Origin of the sequence: Streptomyces sp. NPDC093097 (assembly GCF_044754325.1) — a bacterium.
GTDB lineage: Bacteria > Actinomycetota > Actinomycetes > Streptomycetales > Streptomycetaceae > Streptomyces.
In genome coordinates this window covers 212661-234456 of record NZ_JBIVOW010000011.1, presented here as the reverse complement: position 1 = coordinate 234456, position 21796 = coordinate 212661, and the positions used below count along the sequence as shown (strand labels likewise).

The 21796-nt window shown below is 70.2% G+C and carries 22 protein-coding genes and 1 pseudogene; 13 read left to right on the top strand and 10 right to left on the bottom strand.

Translation table 11 applies throughout. The features are described 5' to 3' along the window. The first annotated feature begins 285 nt into the window (after positions 1-285). From ACIQE0_RS20590 to ACIQE0_RS20565, 6 genes are all read left to right on the top strand, one after another. Positions 286-1767 (top strand): hypothetical protein, encoded by a 1482-nt coding sequence (locus ACIQE0_RS20590; RefSeq protein ID WP_366332129.1) that lies wholly within the window; start codon positions 286-288, stop codon positions 1765-1767. A 236-nt stretch (positions 1768-2003) separates the two neighbouring features. Then, complete coding sequence (locus ACIQE0_RS20585; protein ID WP_402334099.1) at positions 2004-2171, top strand: hypothetical protein; 168 nt, start codon at positions 2004-2006, stop codon at positions 2169-2171. Further along, positions 2159-3787 carry a type I 3-dehydroquinate dehydratase gene (locus ACIQE0_RS20580; protein ID WP_402334096.1) on the top strand — a complete coding sequence of 543 codons (1629 nt, stop codon included), beginning with the start codon at positions 2159-2161 and terminating at the stop codon, positions 3785-3787. Before ACIQE0_RS20585 ends, ACIQE0_RS20580 begins: the two co-directional genes overlap by 13 nt. Then, positions 3784-4200: a hypothetical protein gene (locus ACIQE0_RS20575; RefSeq protein ID WP_402334093.1), complete on the top strand. Its 417-nt coding sequence runs from the start codon at positions 3784-3786 to the stop codon at positions 4198-4200. Before ACIQE0_RS20580 ends, ACIQE0_RS20575 begins: the two co-directional genes overlap by 4 nt. Next, the gene (locus tag ACIQE0_RS20570) at positions 4197-4604 is read left to right on the top strand and encodes a hypothetical protein (protein ID WP_402334090.1); all 408 of its coding nucleotides are present in this window, start codon (positions 4197-4199) and stop codon (positions 4602-4604) included. Before ACIQE0_RS20575 ends, ACIQE0_RS20570 begins: the two co-directional genes overlap by 4 nt. Further along, a complete protein-coding gene (locus tag ACIQE0_RS20565; RefSeq protein WP_402334088.1) occupies positions 4601-5827 on the top strand; it encodes an acyl-CoA dehydrogenase family protein in 1227 nt (408 codons plus the stop codon). Before ACIQE0_RS20570 ends, ACIQE0_RS20565 begins: the two co-directional genes overlap by 4 nt. Before the next feature lie 116 nt (positions 5828-5943). Here the strand turns inward: ACIQE0_RS20565 and ACIQE0_RS20560 are convergent, their stop codons facing one another. The 3 genes from ACIQE0_RS20560 to ACIQE0_RS20550 form a co-directional block, all read right to left on the bottom strand. After that, positions 5944-6105, bottom strand: a complete 162-nt coding sequence (locus ACIQE0_RS20560; RefSeq protein ID WP_402334085.1) for a hypothetical protein — start codon at positions 6103-6105, stop codon at positions 5944-5946. 412 nt (positions 6106-6517) lie between these two features. Continuing rightward, a complete protein-coding gene (locus ACIQE0_RS20555; RefSeq protein ID WP_402334082.1) occupies positions 6518-7822 on the bottom strand; it encodes an MFS transporter in 1305 nt (434 codons plus the stop codon). Further along, entirely contained in the window at positions 7812-8963 is a 1152-nt protein-coding gene (locus ACIQE0_RS20550) for an aromatic ring-hydroxylating dioxygenase subunit alpha (protein WP_366332138.1), read from the bottom strand. The genes ACIQE0_RS20555 and ACIQE0_RS20550 overlap by 11 nt, the downstream gene beginning before the upstream one ends. An 837-nt stretch (positions 8964-9800) precedes the next feature. On the opposite strand from ACIQE0_RS20550, the gene ACIQE0_RS20545 reads away from it, so the two are divergent. Beyond that, complete coding sequence (locus tag ACIQE0_RS20545) at positions 9801-10229, top strand: hypothetical protein (protein ID WP_366332139.1); 429 nt, start codon at positions 9801-9803, stop codon at positions 10227-10229. A 584-nt stretch (positions 10230-10813) separates the two neighbouring features. Here ACIQE0_RS20545 and ACIQE0_RS20540 read toward each other — a convergent pair. Beyond that, a pseudogene (locus tag ACIQE0_RS20540) lies at positions 10814-11336 on the bottom strand (alpha-hydroxy-acid oxidizing protein); the annotation flags it as partial. Between ACIQE0_RS20540 and ACIQE0_RS20535 the strand changes: the two are divergent. Further along, the gene (locus ACIQE0_RS20535) at positions 11314-11484 is read left to right on the top strand and encodes a hypothetical protein (protein ID WP_366332140.1); all 171 of its coding nucleotides are present in this window, start codon (positions 11314-11316) and stop codon (positions 11482-11484) included. The pseudogene ACIQE0_RS20540 and the gene ACIQE0_RS20535 overlap by 23 nt on opposite strands. Before the next feature lie 69 nt (positions 11485-11553). On the opposite strand, the gene ACIQE0_RS20530 is transcribed toward ACIQE0_RS20535, so the two are convergent. Further along, positions 11554-12018 (bottom strand): winged helix-turn-helix transcriptional regulator, encoded by a 465-nt coding sequence (locus ACIQE0_RS20530; protein WP_402334077.1) that lies wholly within the window; start codon positions 12016-12018, stop codon positions 11554-11556. A 101-nt stretch (positions 12019-12119) separates the two neighbouring features. Here ACIQE0_RS20530 and ACIQE0_RS20525 point away from each other — a divergent pair, with 101 nt between their 5' ends. After that, on the top strand, positions 12120-13352 hold the full coding sequence (locus tag ACIQE0_RS20525; RefSeq protein WP_402334074.1) for an MFS transporter: 1233 nt from the start codon (positions 12120-12122) through the stop codon (positions 13350-13352). A gap of 651 nt (positions 13353-14003) precedes the next feature. After that, the gene (locus tag ACIQE0_RS20520; protein ID WP_402334072.1) at positions 14004-14522 is read left to right on the top strand and encodes a GNAT family N-acetyltransferase; all 519 of its coding nucleotides are present in this window, start codon (positions 14004-14006) and stop codon (positions 14520-14522) included. Positions 14523-14584: 62 nt separating this feature from the next. On the opposite strand, the gene ACIQE0_RS20515 is transcribed toward ACIQE0_RS20520, so the two are convergent. After that, a complete protein-coding gene (locus ACIQE0_RS20515) occupies positions 14585-15580 on the bottom strand; it encodes a TetR/AcrR family transcriptional regulator C-terminal domain-containing protein (RefSeq protein WP_402334069.1) in 996 nt (331 codons plus the stop codon). Positions 15581-15760: 180 nt separating this feature from the next. On the opposite strand from ACIQE0_RS20515, the gene ACIQE0_RS20510 reads away from it, so the two are divergent. Together ACIQE0_RS20510 and ACIQE0_RS20505 are read left to right on the top strand one after the other, a co-directional pair. Beyond that, positions 15761-16975, top strand: coding sequence for an FAD-dependent monooxygenase (locus ACIQE0_RS20510; protein WP_402334066.1), 1215 nt, complete (start codon positions 15761-15763; stop codon positions 16973-16975). Between the two features lie 130 nt (positions 16976-17105). Next, on the top strand, positions 17106-17273 hold the full coding sequence (locus ACIQE0_RS20505; RefSeq protein ID WP_402334063.1) for a hypothetical protein: 168 nt from the start codon (positions 17106-17108) through the stop codon (positions 17271-17273). Positions 17274-17413: 140 nt separating this feature from the next. Here ACIQE0_RS20505 and ACIQE0_RS20500 read toward each other — a convergent pair whose 3' ends face one another. From ACIQE0_RS20500 to ACIQE0_RS20485, 4 genes are all read right to left on the bottom strand, one after another. Next, positions 17414-17758: a class I SAM-dependent methyltransferase gene (locus ACIQE0_RS20500; protein ID WP_402334215.1), complete on the bottom strand. Its 345-nt coding sequence runs from the start codon at positions 17756-17758 to the stop codon at positions 17414-17416. After that, positions 17734-18144, bottom strand: coding sequence for a hypothetical protein (locus ACIQE0_RS20495; RefSeq protein ID WP_402334060.1), 411 nt, complete (start codon positions 18142-18144; stop codon positions 17734-17736). The genes ACIQE0_RS20500 and ACIQE0_RS20495 overlap by 25 nt, the downstream gene beginning before the upstream one ends. Before the next feature lie 257 nt (positions 18145-18401). Continuing rightward, complete coding sequence (locus tag ACIQE0_RS20490; protein ID WP_402334057.1) at positions 18402-19439, bottom strand: D-alanine--D-alanine ligase; 1038 nt, start codon at positions 19437-19439, stop codon at positions 18402-18404. Positions 19440-20055: 616 nt separating this feature from the next. Next, positions 20056-20856 (bottom strand): SDR family NAD(P)-dependent oxidoreductase, encoded by an 801-nt coding sequence (locus ACIQE0_RS20485; protein WP_402334055.1) that lies wholly within the window; start codon positions 20854-20856, stop codon positions 20056-20058. Between the two features lie 85 nt (positions 20857-20941). Between ACIQE0_RS20485 and ACIQE0_RS20480 the strand changes: the two genes are divergently transcribed. After that, positions 20942-21793 carry a helix-turn-helix transcriptional regulator gene (locus ACIQE0_RS20480; protein WP_366332150.1) on the top strand — a complete coding sequence of 284 codons (852 nt, stop codon included), beginning with the start codon at positions 20942-20944 and terminating at the stop codon, positions 21791-21793. The last annotated feature ends 3 nt before the right edge of the window (positions 21794-21796 follow it).

Here is a 21796-nt window from a genome sequence, read left to right as displayed (position 1 = left end):
GGGTTGAAAATCTCGCACGGAGCTCGCGGCGGGCGCCCGCTCTTTGGCAGATCTGGATTGTTTCCCAACCGTTCCGTGTCCGCCGCACTGCCGGAACAGGTCCTCAAAGTCACGGCTGAGCACGCGGCCCTATCGTGTGCGGCAATCGGCCACTCATCAATTCGGAGTCTCCGAGGCCCCGGATTTCCTTCCGACTGCATGAGGCCACATAATCGATTGCCGCCGGCCGCACCATTTCACCGGCGGCAAAAAGACCTTGACACTCGATCAGCAACGGGTTCGGGTATGGGTTGGCTCACCTTCGGGTATTTCGTATCGTATATTCCCTATGCGATGCTGGTGAAAGCGCTGGCCAGTGGCGTGACTCCGCTGTCGCACGGGCCGGTCAGCGGCTTTGAGCTGCTGCCCGCAACCGCTCTCGGCCAGCTCGTCGCCATGCCGATCTTCGTGGGACTGACAGGTTGGTGGCGGCAGATGCGGCGCGGCTCCGTCGGCGGACTCCGGGTTCCGACTGTCGGTCGGGACACGCTGGTGTCCGCATTCTTCACCTCGCTCATCATCGGCACCACCACGATGAACTACACGTTTTCCGGCGTCTCCATCCTCTTCATGCTGCTGTTGATGCGCGGGGGTGTGCTGAGTTTCTCCCCCTTGGTCGACAAGGCCCGCAAGCGACGCGTGACGGCATATTCGTGGGCGGCGCTGTGCCTCAGTCTGATCGCGGTTTCGGTGGCTCTCGGGGATGTGAACAGCTACTACCTCACCACGGCCGCCGTGCTGAGTGTTCTGATATATCTCGTCGGTTACCTGGGCCGCTTTGAAATCATGAGCCGGGTCGCCAAGACCGGGGTGCCCGCGACAGACCGCCGGTTCTTCGTGGAGGAGCATGTCGCCGCTCCGATCTGGCTGACCCTGCTGCTGGCGGCAGGGGCGCTGGCGGGGCAACCACAGTTGCGCGCGGGTTTCACCACCTTCCTCGGTACCCCGCTCGCGTTGGTGGCAGCAGGGATCGGCGTGACGTACGAGGTGCTGTTCATCTTCGCCTCGCTGATGTACCTCGACCGACGCGAGTACACCTGGGGTGTGCCGGCCTGGGCGTTCGCCAGTCTGATGTCCGGCCTGGTGGCCTCGTTCTCGCTTGCCTGGCTGGCCGGACTCCAGGCTCCGGGTTTCGGTCAGCTCGCCGCGTTCGTCTTCGGCGTCGGCGCGGCGGGGGTGCTGGCCTACCCGTCTGTCGTCTTCTGGTGGCGGGCACACACCGCCGGGCCGGTGCACCGCGTGCTGTTCGTCTGCGGCGGGAACACCTCACGTTCGCCCACGGCCGAGGTCATCGCCTGGGCCCAGGCCGCGGAGGCGGGAGTCGACCATGCCTTGCAGTTCTCCAGCGCGGGCGTCGCGACGAGGCGTCCGGGGGAACCGATGGCGCCCGAGGCCCGCGCCGCGCTTGTCGAGCTCGGGCTCCCCCAGGTGCGGGGCCGCGGGGATCCCCGCCGTCACCGGTCGCGCCCGGTCACTCCGGAACTGTGCCGGGTCAGCTTCATCATCTACTGCATGACCCGGGCCCATCGCGAGAAGGTGATCGCGATGGCGCCCGAGGCGAGGGACCGCACCCTGTGCCTGGACCCGCGCCGTGACATCCCCGATCCGGAGGGTCAGTCTCCGGAGGTCTACGTCCGGTGCGCCCGGCACATCCAGCGGTCCGTCCGGGGCCGTCTGCGCGAGCTGCTCGGCGCCGGCTCTCTCGCGGCCCCGTTCAGGGGAGGCTGAGCCGCGGATGGCACCCTCGCTCCCCCACCCCCAGTGCCGGAACGTCTCCTGTCACAGCGGGACAGCCTTCCCGGACCGGGCGGTGCCGCGGGACGCCCTGGCGGATGCGGATGCGGGTGCGACGCTCGCCGCGGCGGCACCGCCGTACGTTCGCGGCAACCGACGTTCCCCCGCAGTGCCGGCCACGTGGGTCCGCGGGCCTGTCCCCGTGCGCGGCGTCGGGCGACGCTCTGGAGATGCGCGCCGTCCCGCGGAAGGCGATGCTCGCACTGGTGGCCGGTTGCCTGCGTGGCTGCCCGGACGTCGGTGCCGTCGGCATCGGGTACGCGGACGTGGTGGCCACGGTCGATCCCTTCGTCCGGCAACGGTCCCGTCTGGAGGAGCACGTCCAGTGGAGCTGTTGACGAGCGGTTGCGGTGCGTCCGTCGCGCGGCGGGCGCAGCTGGTCGCCGTGCTCGCCGAACCGGAGGATCTCACCGCGTCTCGCCTGCGGGGCCTCGTAGGACTGGCCGATGCGTTGGAGGTCCGTGCCGACCTGGTCGGCGATCCCGATCCGCGGCGGTTGCGCAGGCATTTCAGGGGACCCCTGACCTACAGCCTGCGCTCCCGACGCCACGGTGGCCGCTCGGCGCTCGGCCCGGTCGAACGGCGCGCCAGGCTGCTCCGCGCGGCGGATCAGTACGATCTGGTCGATCTGGAGGCGATGGACGACCTGGTGCCGGAGCTGCTGGTGGGCATCCCGCCCCGGCAGCGGCGGGTGTCCTGGCACCAGCCCGAGGCCGCACGCCTGGAGAGATATGCCGACCGTGGGTTCGGGGCGGCCATGTGGGAGGCGTCGGAGGCGCTGCGGCACCGTTTCGCCGTGATGAGGGCCGTACCGGCGGCGGTGTACCTGCTCGTGCCGCAGCCCGGCGCGCAGTACGGGTCGGCCTCGCCGCTGCTGCTCACCGGGCTCGGGCGCGCCGATGTGACGGCGTTCGCCTCCGGTCCGGCCGGGATCTGGACGCGGGTGCTGGCACCGTGGCTGGGCGCGCCTGTCGTCTTCGGCCGGGCCGGTGCCCCGGGGGCGGACGGCATGCCCAGCGTGGCCCAGTTGCGGTCGGACTACGGCCTGCCCGCGCTTCCCCCGCTCGACGCCCTGTTCGGTATCGCCGGCCAGGCCACCGGGCGTTCGCTGTCGCCCAGGCTGCACAACGCGGCGTTGCGGCATCTGCGGTTGCCCGCGCTCTATCTGCCGTTCCCCGTGGACGTGTTCTCCCGTTTCTGGCGCTGGGCCTTCGACTTCGGTGCGCTGGCCCGGCTGCCGCTGCGCGGGCTCACGGTGACCGCGCCCCATAAGCGCAGTGCGGTCGAGGTGGCCGATGTCGCCGACCCGCACGCGTTGCGCTGCGGTGCGGCCAATGTGCTGTGGTGCGACGCCGGGTGCTGGCGGGCGGCCACCACCGACACCGTCGCCGCCCTGCACACCCTTGCTCAGGCCGGGGTCGATCCGAGCGGCCGACGGGCCGCCGTCATCGGGTGCGGCGGTGCCGGGCAGGCCGTCGCGCTGGCCCTGGACCAGGCCGGAACCGAGGTGACCCTGGTCAACCGGGGGGAGGCGCGCGCCCGGGACGCCTCCTCGCGTCTCGGACTCCCCTACGTGCCCCTGTCCCGGTTCTCCCCTGCCGGGCACACCGTGCTCGTCCATGCGACGCCTGTGGTGGAACGGCCGCCGTTTCCGATCACCGCGGCCGATCGGGACGCGGTGGTGTTGGAGCTGGTCTACCGTGATCCTCCGACCGCGCTCATGAGCGCCACCCGGGCCGGCGGGCTGCTCGGTATCGACGGTTGGGAGGTCCTGTTCGTCGAGGTGAGCGAGCAGTTCCGGCTGCTGACCGGCCATCCGCTGCCGGAGGCGCTGCCCCTGCGCCCGCTCTGCTTCGGCTCGGCCGGGCCGGCCGAAGCCGGCGACCTCGCCGTACCGGCGGGACAGCCGCAGGCACGATCCCCGAGGCGGTCTGCGAGCAGGGAGGCGTCATGACGGCCCGTCCGGCGTCCCATGACGGACCGGCCGCGCCGCGACCGTCGGACGCCCCCGATGTCTCGGCGCTGCTGGGTGACTGGGTCAACACGGATCAGCGCGGCCCGAAGGGCCCGCTCCGGTTGAGCGTGACCCGGCACGACGGGGGCTTGGCGGTCAGGGCCTTCGGTACCGGAAGCCCGCAGCCGCGTGACTGGGGCGAGGTCCCGGCGGTTGCGTACAGCGCGCCGGGCACACCGTCGGTTGCCTGGGCGTTTTCGGCGCTCTACGACTTCGGCTCGCTGCGCACCGTCGTGTGCGCCTACCACAAGACCGGCATCCTGGTGGTCACCACGTCCAGCGTCTTCCGTCGCGGCGCAGGCGTCGACCATTGGGCCCGCTCGTTCTACCACAGGGCCAAGGGGCGGGTATGACTGCGCGGGCGGTCGATCCGGCGCCGCTGTCCGGCAGTTGGATCAACTTCGACACCACAGCCATCGGCATCCGCCTGGTCGATGTCGGGATCGAGGGCGGCCGGCTCATGTTGCGGATCACCGAGCGCGGCGCCGCGGAGACCTCTCAAAAGGCACTGGCCGACGCGCCTGTCACCGGCGCCGTCCTGCCCGCCGTCCCGTTGGCCGATGACATCGACGCCACCGAGGCCGTGGCCTTCCTCGCCGAGGGCCCGCTCGGTTCCCGCCGGGCCCTGCTCTGCGGCTACCTCAACCGCGGGCTGCTGACCATCGACGTCCACACCGTCCACTCCGGTGAGGCGCGGAGGCCGAAGGTGATGTATCGCGCCCATTTCTACCGCTCCGAAGGCGCCGAGCCCGGATGACCGGCGACCGGGACCGCCTGACCGGTCCGGCCTCCTTTCCGGCGTCCGAGGACGACCGGGCGGTCCTCGACGCCGTGGCGAAGCTGGCCGAGGACAATTTCGCGCCTCGTGCCGAGGAGTACGACCGAAGGGCCAGATTTCCCACCGAGGACTTCGACGATCTGTTCGCCGGGGGCTTCCTCGGGGCCACCGTGCCCCGTGCCTACGGCGGTCTTGGCTACGGCCCGCAGCAGCGCAACACCCTGCCGCTGTGGGAGATGACCACCACGCTGGCCAAGGCCGATCTGTCCCTGGCCCGCTGCTGGGAAGGGCACGCCAACTCCCTTGTCCTCATCGACGCGCTGGCGCCTCCGGAGCAGAAGCGGCGCTGGTTCGCCGGCGTGGTCGAAGAGGGAGAGATCTGGGGTGCCTGGAGCGGCGAACCCCAGACACCCAAGCCGGGCGAGAACCACCGCTTCGGCACCACGTTGACCCCGGTGACCGGCGGCTGGACCCTCCGCGGCAGCAAGGCGTTCGCCACCGGCGCCACCGGGGCCCGGTGGGCGATCCTGCTCGTCGATCCGGCCGGCCCCGGTGGCGCCCGGCACGCCCAGGGGGCCGACCGGAATCTCCTGCTGCTCGCCTGTGACCTGTCCGATCCGAGCGTGACGGTGGACAGTTCGTGGTGGGATCCGATCGGCATGCGTGCGACGGTCAGCCATGTGGTGCGGTTCGAGGACACCTTCGTCCCGCGGGAACACCTCATCGGCCGTCCCGGCGGCTACTTCGAAGGACACTGGCAGACCGCTTTCATCCCGCACTACGCGGCGAGCTTCCTCGGCGGCGCGCTGGCCGCGTACGACTACGGACTGGCCTATCTCAAACGGCAGGGCAAGGGCGGTGACCCGCACATTCAGCAGCGGGTGGGCACCATGGCCGTCAACGTCGACACCGCCCGCCTCTGGCTGCGCCACGTCGCCGAGCTGTGGGACGAGGGCAGACGTGAGGAGGCCGGGATCGCCGGCAACCGGGCCTGGCACGTGATCGAGCACCTGGCGGAAGAGACGGTGCACCATGTCATCCGCGCGTGCGGTGCCCGCAGCCTCATCCGCCCGAGCCCGGTGGAGCGCATTCTGCGCGATCTGACCTTCTACGAGCTGCATGACAACGACGACCACATTCTGGCCACCATCGGCCGGGCCGTCCTCGGCGAGCAGCACGATCTGTCGTTCCACAAACCCTGAACCCGCTTGTGGTGCGCAGGGCCGCGACGGGTTCGCGCCCTGACGGACGCGTCCCCGTGGCTTCCGTGCAACAGGAACAGGAACAGGAACAGGAACAGCGAACTGCAACTGGGGTGCTACCGCCGGACCTTCACGCTCAGGCCCCGTGGGGCTTGTGCGGACTTGCCCGGCGGGACGACCTGTCCCACGTCGCCGGTGCAGTTCGCCCCCTGGTAGACGACGACATCGCGGTTCGTCTTGTTTTTGATGTTCAGGCCCTTCTTGGGCCATGAAAGCATGCGCCGTCATGCGGATTGATCATTTGCTCGCCGTTGACGGTGAGGGTGCCGGTCGCCGCCTGGGCGCTGGTGGCACTGGTCAGGCAGAGGGCTGCGGTGGCGAGGAAGATGCCAACCGCGGAACGTAGACGTGTCCTTGTCCCTCCTGGGTCGAGACGTGCTTCCCTGGATTACTGCCTCTCCTGCATGGCGGTACACGACTCGTCACGGTGATGTGGGGAAGGCGTGGCACGTGCCAACTCGGCGCATCGGCAACGATATTGACGACCAAACGCACGAGGGCCGACCAACGGTTCGGGCTCGCTGTTCGCAGAGTCGGTGTCGGGCGAGACCTGTCCCCCCGGCGTGACCATACAGCGGTGGTGCCCTTGTCCAACCGTCTCGTTGGACAAGGGCACCACGGCGTGAGGGATCAGCCGGTGATGGAATCCGCGGGCCTTGATGCCGGAGTCGTGGTGGAGTCCGCTTCGACGTTGCGGCACCAGGTCTCGGTTGCGCGCAGCGCGCCGAGGAGCCCCACCACACTGAAGACGACCGGCACCAGCAGGGCCATACGGTAGCTGTGCAGGTCCGCCGGCCCTGCCGTGTGGTGCGTGAGGTCGACGATCCAGCCGAAGAGCGGTTGGATGACTGCGGAGGCGGCGAACACCCCGGTATTGGCCACAGCCAGGGCGGTGGCGGAGGTGGCACGGGGTACCAGTTCCTTCAACGTCGTGAAGGACACGGTGACTTGCGCGGCGGCGAGGCCGACGAGCAGGTAGAGCGCAAGGCCGCTCCATCCGGGCCGCCACGGCGCACACCCCAACAGGAGCCAGCCGGCGACGGCGGCACCGGAGGAGGCCAGCAGCAGGGGCTTGCGCCTGCCGAGCCGGTCGGAGACGACTCCGATCAGGAAGGATCCGATGCCGTAGGCGGCCAGGGCGAGCGTGGTGTAGAGGGCGGCGTGGGCGTTGGAGAGGTGGAAGCCGTCGGTCAGAACGGGGACTCCCCAGAGGCCGGAGAAGGCGTAGAAGGTTCCGTTGGTTCCGATGGTGCACCAGAAGACCGGCCAGAGCTCCCGGTATCCGAGGACTTGTCTGATGCTGTGCCAGGCCCCGTTCGTGGAGGTGCGGTTGGAGGGCGTCTCGGCGGCGTGGTCATCGGGGCGATTGCGGACGAAGAGCAGGACCGCTACCGCCAGCAGGAACGAGAGGGCCGCGGCCGCGCCGAAGATCGTTCGCCATGACATGTGGTGGAGCAGCAGCGCGGAGGGGCTGCCGGCCAGGACGCTGCCGATGTTGGCGAGCAGCATGGTGAGGCCGGTGATGGCGCCGTAGTGCCGGGCGGAGAACCACACCGCGTTGTTCTTCATCACGCCGACGAAGACCACCGACAGTCCAAGGCCGGTCAGTAACGGTCCCAACGATGCCTGGACCAGGTTGTGGGCTGTTGCCTGGGCGCCCGCGCCGATTGCGGTCACCAACGAGCCTGCGGCGACCGACAGCCGGGTTCCCCAACGGTCCACCACGAGGCCGGCGGGGATCTGTGCCGCGGTGTAGACCCAGAAGTGCCACGCGGCGAGGACGCCGAGTTGTGCCGCGGACGTTCCGAGTGCCGCGCTCAGCGACTGGGCGAAGGTGGCCGGCGCGAAGCGGTAGAAGAAACCGGAGAGGAAGCAGGCGGTGAGAGCGGCGTACCCGCTCCAACGCAGGAGGTGGAAGCGGCGGTCAGTCGGCATGGAGGACCTGGTCGAGGATCCAGTTGTCCAGGCGGTGCACGACGTGTTCTTCGGGGACGTAGCATCCCGGCGACGAGGCGTTGAGCCCCTTCTGCTGGTATTCGGTGATCCAGTCGTCTTCTTCGATGACTTGGTCGAGTCGCCTGTAGTACCGCTTGGAGACCTCGTCGAAGTCCTCGCGCTCCAAAGTCGTTGCGGGGAAGGCGTATCCGACGCGGACCCGGGTGCGGGTCGCGGAGTCGGGGATCTTGTGGATCCACCACATGACGTCCTGCGCGGTGACGAGGAAGAAGCCGGGCAGCAGGATCGAGAAGTGTGTGCCGCGGGCCGCCGCGCCGGTCAGTCCCGTGGTGTGCGGGAAGCCGGTCTGCTCTTCGCCCGGGTACAGGGCCGGGGTGTGCGGTGATTCATGGTAGACGCCGATCCAGTGTCCCTGGGACTCCGATACCGTGACGGGTTGCTCGCCTATCGAACCGCGGTGGATGTGTTTGGTGTGCAGCGTCTCCATGTCGACCTCGACATATAACTTCCAGTTGCTGTCCAGCACGTATTCCCGTTGCTGAACGGCCACCATCTGCGCGGTCTGATGCGGCGCGGCGACGGTCGAAGGATAGTTGCCGAGATAGTCGTCCAAGGTCGGTGCGGTTGCCGGGTCGCCGAGGTGGACGAAGATCAGGCCCTCCCGGACACCGCAGGGAACCTGCAGGAGGTCCCTCCCCAGCCCCGCCAGTTCCTCCCGGCTGTGTCCTTCCAGACCGGGGGCGTGTTTGAGCACGCCTTCGAGGCTGTATGTCCAGGAGTGGTAGGGGCAGCGCAGTCCCCTGCACGATCCGGAGAGCTGATCGGTCACCAACGCGCCGCGGTGGCGGCACGAGTTGCGGAAGGCCCTGACCTCCCCGTCGTCGCCGCGCACGATCAACAAGGGCTCGTCCAGCAGGCGGAGGGTGAAGAAGTCGCCGGGCTCCGCAACGGAGGTGGCCAGGCCGGCGAAGTGCCACGCCGGTCGGAACAGGGTCTCCACCTCGCGCTGGAACCACGCCTCATCCGTGTAGACCCAATGCGGCAGCGTTTCGGCCCGTTCACGGGGGAGACGGGTCCGCGCGTAGTGCGACGGATCGAAGATGTCAACAGGCTTGCGCATTGCAATACGACCTTCCCGTCGATGATGCAGGCGCCGCGCAGGCTAACCACGATCACTTTCGCCAGGCAAGGGAGGTCAAATAGGCGCGTAAGTCAGGTCATTTCAATTCACTTCGCCGGAACGCCGTCATGAGGGCACCGTCAGCGGACCCGCTAAAGGCGCCGTCGTTCCATGAGGCCGTGTCAGCCACCGCGGCGGTGGAGTCCGGTCGCGTTTCCGCCGACGTGCACAGACGCGGGCAGCGCTCTCCGCCACCGCGGGCAACCATGCTCCGGCATCTTAGAGAGCCGTCGAGCAGGTTGGGCAAGTGGGGTGCCTGGCTTGGGATTCCACCGACGGCACGACAGGCGGCAGCTGTCCTGAAAGATTCGTTGTGGGGCTGAAAGTTCCTGTGGGAACCGCCCCGATCACGCCGAACCGAAGTCGTGGCCGGCGTCCGAGTCGGAGTAGGCCCCGGTCGCCGAACCTCCGGTGTCCCAGGAGATCGCAGGCGGCTCATGAGAGGTGGGGGGACGCCTTCGTCGACCGGGACCCGGCACTGTCGGAAGCCGGGTGCTGACGGACGGTGTGCGGTGCACTGCGGCCTTCAAGCCCGGCGGGCCGCGCCCCTCCCCCACACCGCTGAGCTGCATCGCTGCCGGCCGTCCTGCCCCTCGTGCGCCCGCACAGGATCGGCTTGTGCCCCACGAGTCCAGGACGAGCGCGGGTGGCCGCGGGGCGTGCGGAGGCGGCTGCGGTCGCGGTGTCGGAGGATTGACGCGACGCTGTCAGGAGAGCGCGGCTCGCCTCACATATGCGGGTGCGTCGTCAGCCGCGCTGGACAGGAAGGCAGCGGTCATGGCAGCGATGTCCGACAACGGGCGGCACCCGAGCGCCTACGACAGCAAACACGTCATCGGGGACGCCGTGTTCGCCGGCGTGGCGCTGACGGTGAGCGGCCCCCTCAGCATTCTTCAGGGCGTATCCGCCATCACGCACGGCAGGATCTTCTCCCCGGCCGGGTACACCTATCGGTTCGACCTCACCGCGTGGGGCTGGATCCACGTCGTCATCGGCCTGGCACTCTTCGTCATCGGGGTCGGAATCCTCCTCGACAAGGCATGGGCGCGCGGCGCCGGCATCGCGGTGGCAGGCATCAGCATGATCACCCAGTTCATGTTCGTGCCGTACTACCCGGTGTGGTCCATCATCGTGATGGCCTTCGACCTCCTCATCGTGTGGGCACTGAGCAGATCGTTCCATCCCGGGGCCAGCGGCCGTCGATGAACGGGGGCGGACTGCCGCCGGTGAGAACCCGGGTCGGGGGCGACAGCGTCCCCTCCTGCGGGCGAGCAGCCGGCAACGCATGGGCACCAGCGGGTGCCTGGCCGGGCCGACGGCAGGCACCGTGCTCCGCCAGGCGCCGTCGAGCGTGGGCGACGACCGTCCCGAACATGAGTACTTTTGCGGATGGCCCGCCGGCACCGCGCTGAGCAGGATGGCTCCGTGACTGAACATGAGCCTCGTCCCCAGGTGCCTTTTCAACCCGCCCGCGATCGTCGGGCAGTAGAGAGCGTGATGAAGGGCATTCTGCTCGTTGCGGCCATAGTCGGAGGGTGTCTGCTGCTCTTCATGGTCCTCATGATCGCCCCGTACCTGCTCGTCTACTGACCGTGGTGCCGCACGCCTCCGGGCCCGCCTCGGCGTGCCGGCCGGGCCGTCGTTGACGATCGACGCGGACGTTCAACCCGGCGACCAGGCGCCGGGTTCCCGCAGCAGCGCGCGGCCCCGCACCGTGGCATGGACCTCTCCGGGCGGCTCCGGAGCCGGGCGGAGGGGGCTGCCCGCACCGCGGGGCGGATCGACTGGTGTCAGCCGATGCGGCGGAGGCTTTCGGGCGTGAGGTCGGCGAGGGTGGGATAGCCGTCGACGGCCATGAGGAGGTCGGCTTCGGCGAGCAGGGCGCAGTAGATGCCGTCGATGCCGGCGTCCTTGGCGCGGCGGGCGTCGTCGGGGTGGCAGATGCCCTTGAGGATCAGTGGCAGGTCGGTGATCGAGCGCAGCCAGGGAAGGTCGTCCCAGGTGAGGGGGTTGCCGAAGATCTGTGCCCAGTGCATCACCGCGGCTGCCGGGTCGTCCTCGGGGGACTTGGCGAGGCGGGAGCGGAAGACCGGGTCGCTGGTGTAGTTGGCCAGGCAGTGCCCGCGCAGCTGCGGGAAGTTGCCGGTGGCCAGGTCGCGGGGGCGCCAGCCGGTGATCCAGGTGTCCAGGGTGACCACGATGCCCTTGAATCCGGCCCGCTCGGCACGGTGGACCAGGCTCTCGGCCAGTTCCCGGTCCGTCGGGGTGTAGAGCTGGAAGAAGCCGGGGGGTGTCGCCGAACTCGGCGGCCACCGACCTCGCGGCCGCCCACCCCGGCCTCGACATCGTCGACCGGGTCATCACCGTGCGGCATGACAAGCTCCTCGGTCGCCTCCTCGACCCGCACGGCCGCTCCACCGGCGTCGTCCCGCCCGATGTCTGGTCCGAACCGCGGATCTGACGCGGGGCCGGCGCGGAGGTTCGCACGTCGCTCGTGGTCTTCGCCCGGCGGTGGCTGTCGTGGGTCACGTCAGTCGGTGCCGTTCGCAGGGTCGAGCTTTTCGACGACGGTCTCGTCCGGGCCGATGGGGCGCCCGTCGCTGGAGCGGATCTCCAGTGGGCTCAGCGGGTGCCCGTTTCGGCGATCGAGGAGTCGCGAGTGCGACTCGTCCGGGGCGAAGCAGTGCGTCTCGCCCCACTGACGCAGGGCGACGATGACGGGGAAGAGTGCGCTCCCCTTCTCCGTGAGCACGTATTCCTGGTAGCGGCTGCCGTCGGAGGCGGGCACGGATTTCAGCACTCCGGTCTCCTCCAGCGTGCGCAGCCGGCTGGTGAGGATGTTCTTGGCGATGCCCAGGCTTCGCTGGAACTCGCCGAAGCGGCGGCTGCCGTCGAACGCGTCGCGCACGATCAGCAGGGACCACCAGTCGCCGATGGCGTCGATCGACCGGGCAACGGGACACGGTTCGGCGTCGAACCGCGTACGAGCGACCATCGCACTTCCCCCTTCACAACACATCTGGTTGCAACATGCTACCTCCTCGCCTAAGGTCCAGCAGGTAGCAAGTTGCAACCACGAATCGGGGAGGGCGCCGTATGCCGAGCGCATGCTCGACGGCCAGCGGCCGGACGGCCGAGAACACCGCACATGCTTCGTCCGGGCCGCCGCCCGCGCGCCTGATCCTGCTCTTCGCCGTCGCCTGCGGCAGCGCGGTGGCCAACGTCTACTTCGCCCAGCCCCTGCTGGTCACGCTCGGCGAGCAGTTCTCGATCGGCTCCGGACTGCTCGGCGCCATCGTCACGGTCACCCAACTCGGGTACGCCGCAGGCCTGTTCCTGCTCGTCCCGCTCGGCGACCTCGTCGACCGGCGCAGGCTGATCACCCTCCAACTCGGCCTGCTCGCCGCCGCGTTGCTGATCGCAGGACTGGCGCCCGGGATCGCGGCGCTGCTCGCCGCCCTCGCGGCGGTCGGCGCGCTCGCCGTCGTCGCCCAGACCATGGTCGCCGCGGCGGCCCAGCTCTCCGCTCCGGCCTTTCGGGGGCGGGTCGTCGGAGCGGTCACCAGCGGGGTGATCACCGGCATTCTGCTGGCCCGCACCGTGGCAGGCGTACTGGCCGACCTGGCCGGATGGCGCGCCGTCTACCTCTTCTCGGCCGTGGTGACCGCGACGCTCGCCGTGCTCCTGCGCCTCGCCCTGCCGAACGACCGGCAGCCGACGGTCACCATGCCGTACCGGCGTCTGCTGTCCTCGACCGTCGCCCTGTTCGCCCGTCACCCTCTGCTCCGGGTCCGCGGCATGCTGGCGCTGCTGGTCTTCGCGGCCTTCAGCACGCTGTGGAGCAGCGTCGTCCAGCCGCTCAGCAGTCCTCCGTGGTCGCTGACGCACACCGCGATCGGCGCGTTCGGGCTCGCCGGAGCCGCCGGGGCCGCGGCCGCGGGAGCCGCCGGCCGATGGAACGACCGCGGTCTCGCGCAGCGGACCACGGGCACGGCGCTGGCCCTGCTCGCCGTGTCCTGGCTCCCTCTGGCCTTTACCCGGCAGTCGCTCTGGGCCCTGGCGATCGGAGCGATCCTCCTGGACTTCGCCGTCCAGGCCGTGCACGTCACCAACCAGTCGCTCATCTACGCCGTCCACCCGGACGCGGGAAGCAGGATCATCGGCGGCTACATGGTCTTCTACTCCGCCGGCAGCGCCCTCGGCGCCCTCGGCTCCTCCACGGCGTACGCGGCGGCCGGGCGGGCCGGAGTGTCTGCGCTGGGAGCGGCATTCAGCTGCTCGGCCCTGCTGCTGTGGGCGATGACCCGGCGCCTGGGCCCGGTGGCGTGACCTCCTACGGTCGGCTGCGGCCAGGTGGGATGCAGGGGGATATGGCCGACTGGCGTCCGTGTTATGGGACTTGCCCAGGGTGATCAGACGGCCGAACGGCGGCTGCGCCGTAGGCCGCGCCTGTCACCATCCGATGTCCGGCCCCGGCCTCGCATACGAAGCCTGGGAGATCCGGGCACGCGCTATTGCCGGCGGCGGAAGGCGAGTTGTGCACACCGTTGTAGCGGTGGGCTTGTTCAAGGTGGTGACCGCCGGGTGGGTCAAGCCTTTGGCCGGGGCCTGCTGGGTGGCGCGGTCGAGTTGCGGGTTGCTGATCGTTGCGCGAATGAAAGGCATGCCCGGACACTGTCCCGGACAGGCGTGACGCGTCCAACCCATTCCGTTACGGGGTGGGGAGGGGTGCCGGCACAATGCGGAGAGCGACAGTCGCCTGTCAGGCAGGCGCAGGGAGGACCGGGTGGATCGGAACGTCCCTTTCCGGGCTTGGACTTGGCGGCGTCGTGCAGCCGAGGTTCTTGTGGTGTTCGCGCCTGTGAGGCCCGCGGGGCGGCGGTGGTGGGCTGTGGACGCGTTCGACCGCGTCGGCCGTGTCGGCGTTGGAGTCCGGGTCGACAGCGGCCGGCTCGTCGAAGGCGCTGAGGGGGTCGTGACGTGAGGAGGTTTGCGGCCCGGCCCATCGGCACCAGGCGGCTGGACCTGCTGCCGCTGCTCGTCGAGCATGCCGAGGAGATGAGCGGGGTGCTGTCCGATCCGGCCCTGCACACCTTCATCGGTGGCGTTCCGGACGGTCCGCGGGAGCTGCGCTCGCGTTACCGGCGAATGACCGCGGGCTCCCCCGACCCTGCCGTCTCCTGGCTGAACTGGGTGATCAGCCTCCGCGACGAGTCCTGCCTGACGGGTACGGTCCAGGCAACGGTCGGTCCGACCCGCCATGGTCTCGTCGCCGAGATCGCCTGGGTGGTGGGGACGCCGTGGCAGGGAAGAGGCATCGCCACCGAGGCGGCCCGAGGGCTCGTCGACTGGCTCGGCGGGCAGTCGGTGCAGGCGGTCATCGCCCACATTCACCCCGAACATCGAGCATCCGCCGCCGTTGCCACTGCCGTTGGGCTCGCGCCCCTCGGCGTATGGCACGAGGGCGAGATCCGATGGCGCCGAAGTATCGGGGGATGACGTCTGCGATCCGCCGGTCTTGACTGCGACACTCCCCCGCGTCGAGCGCGTGGGTCGTCCGGTCACCGGGCGGGGTTCTCGTCGAGGAGTGTGGCGAGGCTGTCCAGGAGGCGTTGGAGGCCGAAGTCGAAGAGTGCGTCGAGGTCGAGGTCATAGCCGGTCATGGCGAGGCGGGAGAGCATCGGGAACCGGCCGGTGGCCAGGATCTCCTGGAGAGTCGGCACCTGGGAGTCCATCCACTCCTCGCTGTCGAGGCCGCTGAGGGCCTCCGCCTCCTGCTCGGTCTCCAGGTTGACGGCGATGCCACGGGCGTAGTTGAACAGCATGAGGTGCGCGGTGAAGGCGTCCGCGAGGTCGAGGCCGCGTGTGTGCAGGGCGGTGAGCATCCACTCGCTGAAGGGCAGTGCCGCGGCGATCATCTGCGGGCGGGTCACCGAGAGGGCCGGTGCGAGCCAGGGGTGGCGGCGGAACAGTTTCCAGAGCAGCCGGGCGGCGAGTTCGACCTGCTCGCGCCAGTCCTCCGGCGGGTCGGCGGGGAGGGGCTGCTCGGCGAAGACCGTGTCCATCATCTGTGCCAGCAGGGCGTCCTTGTCCGCCACGTGCCGGTAGAGCGACATGGTCGCCACGCCGAGTTCGGCGGCCACCCTGCGCATCGAGACCGCGGCCAGTCCCTCGGCGTCGGCGACGGTGACGGCGGCGGTGACGATCCGTGCGAGCGTGAGAGCCTGGGCTGACGGAGTCTCAGAAGGTGCGCCGGCTGACGCCTCGGAGGATGTGCCCGGGCGGGCGGTGGCCGGGCGGCGGGTGGCGGGGGCCGGGCGGCTCGGTGTCCGGTCGCGGGCCTCGACGACGGTCCCGACGCCCGGGACCGCGCGGACCAGGCCCTCGCGGCGCAGTTCGGTGAGCACCTTGGTCGCGGTTGCCATCGCGACGCCCCACTGCCGGATGATCTCGCGGGTCGAGGGCACCCGCTCCCCCGGCGCCAGCTCGCCGGTCTCGATCCGCTGCCTCAGTTCAGCGACGATCCGGCGGTAACGCGGTCCTGCCTGTTCCTCCATCGACACCCCTCCTGCACTAGTGCGCCTGGATAGGCGTCGTTCCAGGCATCGAGGGGATCGTACCGCCTGGTGCGATGCTGGTGCACTAGTAGTGCACCAGCGCGGGCGCGCCCAACACCCCCAACGAAGAAGAGGATTTCGGGTTGTGGAGTGCGCTGCGTACGGCGTACATTCCACGCCATGCAGAACACCGAGGTACTCGTCTCCGGCGCCGGCATCGCAGGGCCCGCGCTGGCGTACTGGCTACGCAGGGCAGGCTTCGCCGTCACGATCGTCGAACGGGCGCCGGCGCCCAGGCCGGGCGGCCAGACCGTGGATCTGCGCGGCGCCGGCCGTACCGTGATCGAGCGGATGGACCTGATGGGCCGGGCCAGGGCGGAGAGCATGGACCAGCGCGGCTTCGCACTGGTCGACGCCTCCGGCCGGACCACCTCGCGGATACCCGCCGACAGCTTCGGCGGCGAGGGGATCGTCTCCGAGATCGAGATCCTCCGTGGCGATCTCGCCCGCCTGCTCCACGAGGCCACCCTGCCGGACACCGAGTACCTCTTCGACGACACCGTCACCGGTCTCACGCAGCACGCGGACGGCGTCACCGCCACCTTCGAGAAGGCCCCGCGGCGCCGCTTCGGGCTGGTCATCGGCGCGGACGGTCCGCACTCCGTGGTGCGCGCACTGGCCTTCGGCCCGGAGCGGGAGTTCGTCCGCCCGCTCGGCCTCTACACAGCCTGGTTCACCGCCACCGAAGCCCTGGATCTCGACGGCTGGTATCTGATGCACAACGCGCCCGGCGGGCTGGTCGCCTCCGCGCGGCCCGGCCGGCTCCCCGGCGAGATCAAAGCCGGCTTCAGCTTCCGTTCGGCACCGATCGCCTACGACCGCCGCGACATCGCGGCCCAGCGGGAACTGGTGGCCCGGCGCTTCGCCCACGTCGGCTGGGAGGCCCCACGCCTGCTGCGGGCGATGCACACCGCCTCGGACTTCTTCTTCGACACCATGGGCCAGGTCCGCCTCGACCACTGGTCGCGCGGCCGGGTGGCGCTGCTGGGCGACGCCGGATACTGCGCGACGCCGCTGACCGGCCTGGGGACCAGCCTGGCGCTGGTCGGCGCCTACGTCCTGGCCGGCGAACTCGCCCTCGCCGGCGGCGACCACCACATCGCCTTCCGCCGCTACGACGAGGTGATGCGCCCGTATGTGAGCCAGGCCCAGCAGCTGCCGCCGGGCGGGGTCTCGGGGTACGCGCCCTCGGGTTCGCTCGGTATCCGCCTGCGTGACCTCTCCATGCGGTCGATGACCCGCTGGCCGATGCGGAACCTGCTCGCCGCGCAGTTCGCCAAGGCCCGGGACATCGCGCTGCCGGATTACGGTCTGGCGACCCCGGGCGCGCGATGACCTGCGGGGAGGGGAGCGGCAGTCCGCTCCGCCTGCCGTGCGCGTGACCCGCACACCCCGGAATATACCCCTCGGGGTATATTCGAGGAAAAGGCTGCCCTTCAGGGGCCCCGATGCGAGGAGTCATGCGATGTGTCGACGTACCGTGTGCCGCACCTGCGGCAAGGCCGGCTACGCGGGGTGCGGAATGCACGTCGAAGAAGTGCTGGCCGGAGTCCGCAAGGCCGACCGCTGCGCCTGCGACAAGAGCGCCGGTAAGGGCGGCGGCTTCCTGGCCAGGGTTCTGGGGCGCCGCTGAGCGGTGGTCGGTGAGCCGGCCGGGCCGTACCGGGTTTCCTCCGACACGGCCCGAGGCGCGTCGGGACAGGCAACGCCGGCGGGTGGAGGGCTCGCACCGGTTCCGGCGATGAGCTCGTCCGCTCCCCTACGGTCACGGGGTCACGGGCGGGCTGTGCCCTCGCCGGCCGCCACTCGGATCGGCTTGGTGCCGGTGACGACCGCGGTCGGCATCCAGGGGCCGCTCCACCACATCCGTGCTCCCGCACCGCGACGGGTGATGTCGTGCAGTCCCAGCCGTTGCACACAGGCGCTGTACTGGCGGGTGTTGCGGATGTCGGCGAGGACAAGACGGCCGCCGGGCCTGAGCACCCGTACCGCCTCCTCGATCGCCGAGGCGCGGCCGGTGGGATCGGAGAGGTTGTGGATGGCCAGACTGCTGACCACGACGTCGAACCGGTCGCGCTCGAAGGGGAGTCGGGTCATGTCGGCCGTGTGGAGCTCGATGCGGTCGGCGACGCCTTCTGCCTGTGCGTTGCACTCGGTGGCGGCCGGGTCGTTGCCACTCTGGTCCTGGCTGCGCCAGAGCCGTAGGCCCGTCCCTCGGGAATGCGGCGGGCGGCCGTCAGGAGTACCGCGCCGCGGCCGCAGCCCAGGTCGAGGATGCGTTCGTCCCCGCGGAGTGCCAGTTCGTCCAGGAGCTTCTCCCAGACGACGAACTTGCCGCGCCGGGTTGCGTACATGTACAGGCCCGCGGATACGAGCGCCAGGCAGCCGACGATGAGCGCCCAGGGCGCGGGGGCGAGGCCGTCGGCGGCCAGGGAGGCGACGCCCCAGGCCGACAGTCCGACGCCCACCGCGCCGTACAGCGTCGGAACGTCGGGGGCATCCACACCGTACGTTCCCTGGCGCCGTGCGGAACGGCGAGTCGCCCTGCGGTCATTCATGGTCGCTCCCTGCGGGTGGCAGCCACTTGATGCTGCTGCCCCGACTGTGGTGCGGCTGGGGCGAGCAGCACATTCAGTGGGCCGGACGCGGGGCTTTTCGACACTCAGGTGTGCTGTACGGCAGATTCCGTCCGCTGTCCGCCGGGACGGAACTGGGCATCGCGGTGTTCGCAGTGTCCTGGCACGCGGCGAGACGGTCGTGTTCAGCGCGTCGAGAGGTCCATGACACGCTGGATCAGGTCGGGGTAGGTCCAGCCGGCGCCCGTCGCGGCGAGGGGCAGCAGGCTGGTCGCCGTCAGGCCCGGGAGGGCGTTCACCTCGATACACATCGGCTCGCCGGCGGCGTCGCAGCGGAAGTCGGTGCGTGAGTATGCGTCCTCGCCGAACCCGAGGGCCCGGTGTGCGCGCAGGGACAACTCCTGCAGCCGGGAGGCGAAGTCGGTCGGCACCTGTGCCGGGCACACTTCGCTGACCGCTCCGGGCTGGTATTTGGCCGTGTAGTCGAAGACCGGCGTCGTCAGCTCGATCTCCACCACGGGCAGCGCCTGGTCGCCGACCACGCCGACGGTGAACTCCCGTCCCGGAAGGTACGGCTCCGCCATCAACTCCGTTCCGTCGGGGCGCACTTCGGCTGCGACCTGCGCCAGTTGTGCAGGCGAGTCGACGCGATGGACCGATACGCTCGAACCGTCCGCGACCGGTTTGACCACCACCGGCCCGCCCGCCAGCAGGCGCCGCACCTCCGGCGGTACCTCGCCTGTGGCAGGGTGCCACAGCACCCGCTCGACCACCGGAACGCCGGCCGCACCCATCACCGCCTGCGCCCGCCCCTTGTGCCAGGCCGCCGCGCACGCCGCGCTGCCGGCACCGGTGAAGCGCACGCCTGCCATCTCCAGGAGTGCCTGGACATGCCCGTCCTCGCCCCAGCCGCCGTGGAAGGCCAGGAACACCAGCTCCGCGCCGCGCAGCAGATCCAGGACCGGGCCGCCGGTCAGGGCTGCGTGCATGCACTGCCTGCGCTGATGCCGGTCCGAGAGGGACGGTGGCTCCTTCCCCACCGTGAACTCCTCGACCGCGTCGCCGGGTTGCAGCGGTCCGGCCAGGACCGGTGTCGCGGCGGCCGGGTCGACCAGCGTCACCTCGTGCCGTCGGTCCAGCAGGGCCCGGGCCACCGACCGGCCTGAGGCCAGGGAAACGTCTCGCTCGGAGCTCTCCCCACCGCACAGGATCACCACACGCATACCCATCTCCTCCGTTCCTCTCCCCCGGTTCGTGCCGCCGGCGCGATGCCAGGTTGAGGATCATCGCAACCTGGGGACCGGCGGTGTCGTGGCAGACGAAGCGCAACGGGCCGCGTCCGCCTTCGCGGCTTCCGGTCACGCAACTCGTCCGGCACCTGACTGCGCATCTGATGACGGAGAAGCAGCGTAGCGATGTGGCTTTGTTTTTCCAAGTATCAGCTTGGGGAAACAAAGTCCGTGATGCGGTGCGGCCGGCCGTCCGGGGCTCGTTGCGGCGGCACCTGCTCCTGTGTGCGCCTGTCCCCGACGGCCTCGCCGCTGCTGGCCACTCGCGGCCTTGGGATGGCGCCTTGGCCCAGCTCCTCAGTGTTCCCGGGAGGCGGGGGCGGCGGGCCGGATGGACGGAATCGTTGCGCGAGCCGGCTGCCTGAACGCGACGCACGAGGGCCCCGCGACGGGGGAACGCGGGGCCCTGCATTGCCGACACTATCGGCGATTGTGCCGGTTGTCTCCTGTTTCGGTGGATCCGGTCGTCTGTCGGACGTGTTGAGGCGGTCGGCGGCAGTTGCCCGGTACCGTCCGGCAGGCCGTCGGACCGGTCGAGGGGGCGGGTTCGTCAGGTGTGCGCACCGCCGTCGACGGGGAGGACCGTGCCGGTCACGTAGGAGGCGCGGTCGCTGAGGAGCCAGGCGGCGGCCTGGGCGATTTCGTCGGGGTCGGCCAGCCGGCCCAGCGGGGTTCGTGCGGTGACGTGTTCGAGGATGCCGGGCGAGTCCGCCTCCCAGTCCCGGATCATCTCGGTGAGCGTCCCGCCGGGGGCGATCGCGTTGACGCGGATGCCCTCCGGGCCGTAGGTGACGGCAGCCGACTCGGTCAGGCTGTTGAGGGCCCGTTTCATGGCTCCGTAGGCGGGCAGTTCGGGGTTGCCCCGCAGGCTGCCGATGCTGGAGTTGTTGACGATGGCGCCCGTGCCGGCGGTGGCCCGGATCGCGGCGACCTCGGCGGTCATGGCCAGCCAGGGGCCCTTGAGGTTGACGGCGTAGAGGTGGTCGAAGTCCGTTTCCGGTGTCTGGTCCATCGGGCCCGGTGGCACGTTCGTCGCGCCGTTGTTGAAGGCGATGTCGAGCCTGCCGTACAGCTCCACGGCGCGGTCGACGGCGGCCCGCACGCTGGTCGCGTCGGCCAGATCGCACCGTACGTATTCCGCGGTGCCGCCCGCCGCCCGGACCTCCTCGGTCACCGCCTTCAGCTGCGTCTCGGTCCTGGCCGCGAGCAGCAGCTTGGCGCCTTCCCGGGCGAACAGCCGAGCCGCGGCGGCGCCGATCCCGCGGCCGGCGCCGGTGATGAAGGCGACCTTGCCGGGCAGCAGGCCCGAGGCGGCGGGGGTGGACGGATGGGTGGTGGGTGTGTTGTCCATGTGGTGAGCCTGCGTCCGGTCCGGGAGTCCATCCAGGCACCAGCGGTACCTGGATGGACTCCGCCGACCCGCGCACACTGGGGGTGTGGACAGACAAGAACTGGCAGCCTTCCTGCGCAGCAGGCGCGAGCGGATCGGCCCCGCCGAGGTGGGACTGCCGACCGGGCCGCGCCGCCGCACTCCGGGGCTGCGTCGCGAGGAGGTGGCGCAGTTGGCGTTCATCTCGACCGAGTACTACACGCGGCTGGAGCAGGCCCGCGGGCCGCGCCCCTCGCGCGAGGTGCTGGCCGGGTTGGCCCGCGCGCTGCGGCTGTCGTATGCCGAGCGCGATCACCTCCACCATCTCGCCGGCGCACCGCCGGGCCCGCCGCCCGGCCCCTCGCGCGTGGTGCGGCAGAGCATCCTCGATCTGCTGGAGCGGCTGCCGCAGGCGGCGGCGATCGTGCTGTCGGCGACGTTCGAGGTGATCGCTTGGAACCCGTTGGCAGCCGCCCTGATGGAGGACTTCTCCGCCCTGTCGCCGCGCGACCGCAATCTGGTGCGGCGTGCCTTCCTCGGGCCGCGTCCGCAGGGGCGGCGGCTGTACGGGGTGTCGGATGTGGAGGCGTTCGCCCGCACCTCGGCACGGCGGCTCCGTGCCACCGCCGCCCGCTACCCCGACGATCCCGAGGTGACCCGCCTGGTGCACGAACTCCGCTCCGGCAGCGAGGAGTTCGCCCGGCTCTGGGACTCCCACGAGGTCTGTGCCGAACCCGCACTGTGCAAGACCTTCCGCCACCCGATGGTCGGCCCGGTCACCGTCAACTGCGACACCCTGGACATCACCGACCGCGACCAACGGGTCGTCATCTACACCGCCACGCCCGGCTCGCCGTCGGAGGAGGCGCTGCGGCTACTGTCCGTCGTGGGCACGCAGTCCATGGACGTGCCTGGTTGAAGG

Coding starts and splice junctions, on each gene's coding strand:
- ACIQE0_RS20570 (WP_402334090.1), top strand. CDS start 4,197: ATGACTGCGCGGGCGGTCGATCCGGCGCCGCTGTCCGGCAGTTGGATC.
- ACIQE0_RS20585 (WP_402334099.1), top strand. CDS start 2,004: ATGCGCGCCGTCCCGCGGAAGGCGATGCTCGCACTGGTGGCCGGTTGC.
- ACIQE0_RS20590 (WP_366332129.1), top strand. CDS start 286: ATGGGTTGGCTCACCTTCGGGTATTTCGTATCGTATATTCCCTATGCG.
- ACIQE0_RS20510 (WP_402334066.1), top strand. CDS start 15,761: ATGCAGAACACCGAGGTACTCGTCTCCGGCGCCGGCATCGCAGGGCCC.
- ACIQE0_RS20515 (WP_402334069.1), bottom strand. CDS start 15,580: ATGGAGGAACAGGCAGGACCGCGTTACCGCCGGATCGTCGCTGAACTG.
- ACIQE0_RS20545 (WP_366332139.1), top strand. CDS start 9,801: ATGGCAGCGATGTCCGACAACGGGCGGCACCCGAGCGCCTACGACAGC.
- ACIQE0_RS20575 (WP_402334093.1), top strand. CDS start 3,784: ATGACGGCCCGTCCGGCGTCCCATGACGGACCGGCCGCGCCGCGACCG.
- ACIQE0_RS20555 (WP_402334082.1), bottom strand. CDS start 7,822: ATGCCGACTGACCGCCGCTTCCACCTCCTGCGTTGGAGCGGGTACGCC.
- ACIQE0_RS20565 (WP_402334088.1), top strand. CDS start 4,601: ATGACCGGCGACCGGGACCGCCTGACCGGTCCGGCCTCCTTTCCGGCG.
- ACIQE0_RS20525 (WP_402334074.1), top strand. CDS start 12,120: ATGCCGAGCGCATGCTCGACGGCCAGCGGCCGGACGGCCGAGAACACC.
- ACIQE0_RS20490 (WP_402334057.1), bottom strand. CDS start 19,439: ATGCGTGTGGTGATCCTGTGCGGTGGGGAGAGCTCCGAGCGAGACGTT.
- ACIQE0_RS20485 (WP_402334055.1), bottom strand. CDS start 20,856: ATGGACAACACACCCACCACCCATCCGTCCACCCCCGCCGCCTCGGGC.
- ACIQE0_RS20560 (WP_402334085.1), bottom strand. CDS start 6,105: ATGCTTTCATGGCCCAAGAAGGGCCTGAACATCAAAAACAAGACGAAC.
- ACIQE0_RS20550 (WP_366332138.1), bottom strand. CDS start 8,963: ATGCGCAAGCCTGTTGACATCTTCGATCCGTCGCACTACGCGCGGACC.
- ACIQE0_RS20530 (WP_402334077.1), bottom strand. CDS start 12,018: ATGGTCGCTCGTACGCGGTTCGACGCCGAACCGTGTCCCGTTGCCCGG.
- ACIQE0_RS20505 (WP_402334063.1), top strand. CDS start 17,106: ATGTGTCGACGTACCGTGTGCCGCACCTGCGGCAAGGCCGGCTACGCG.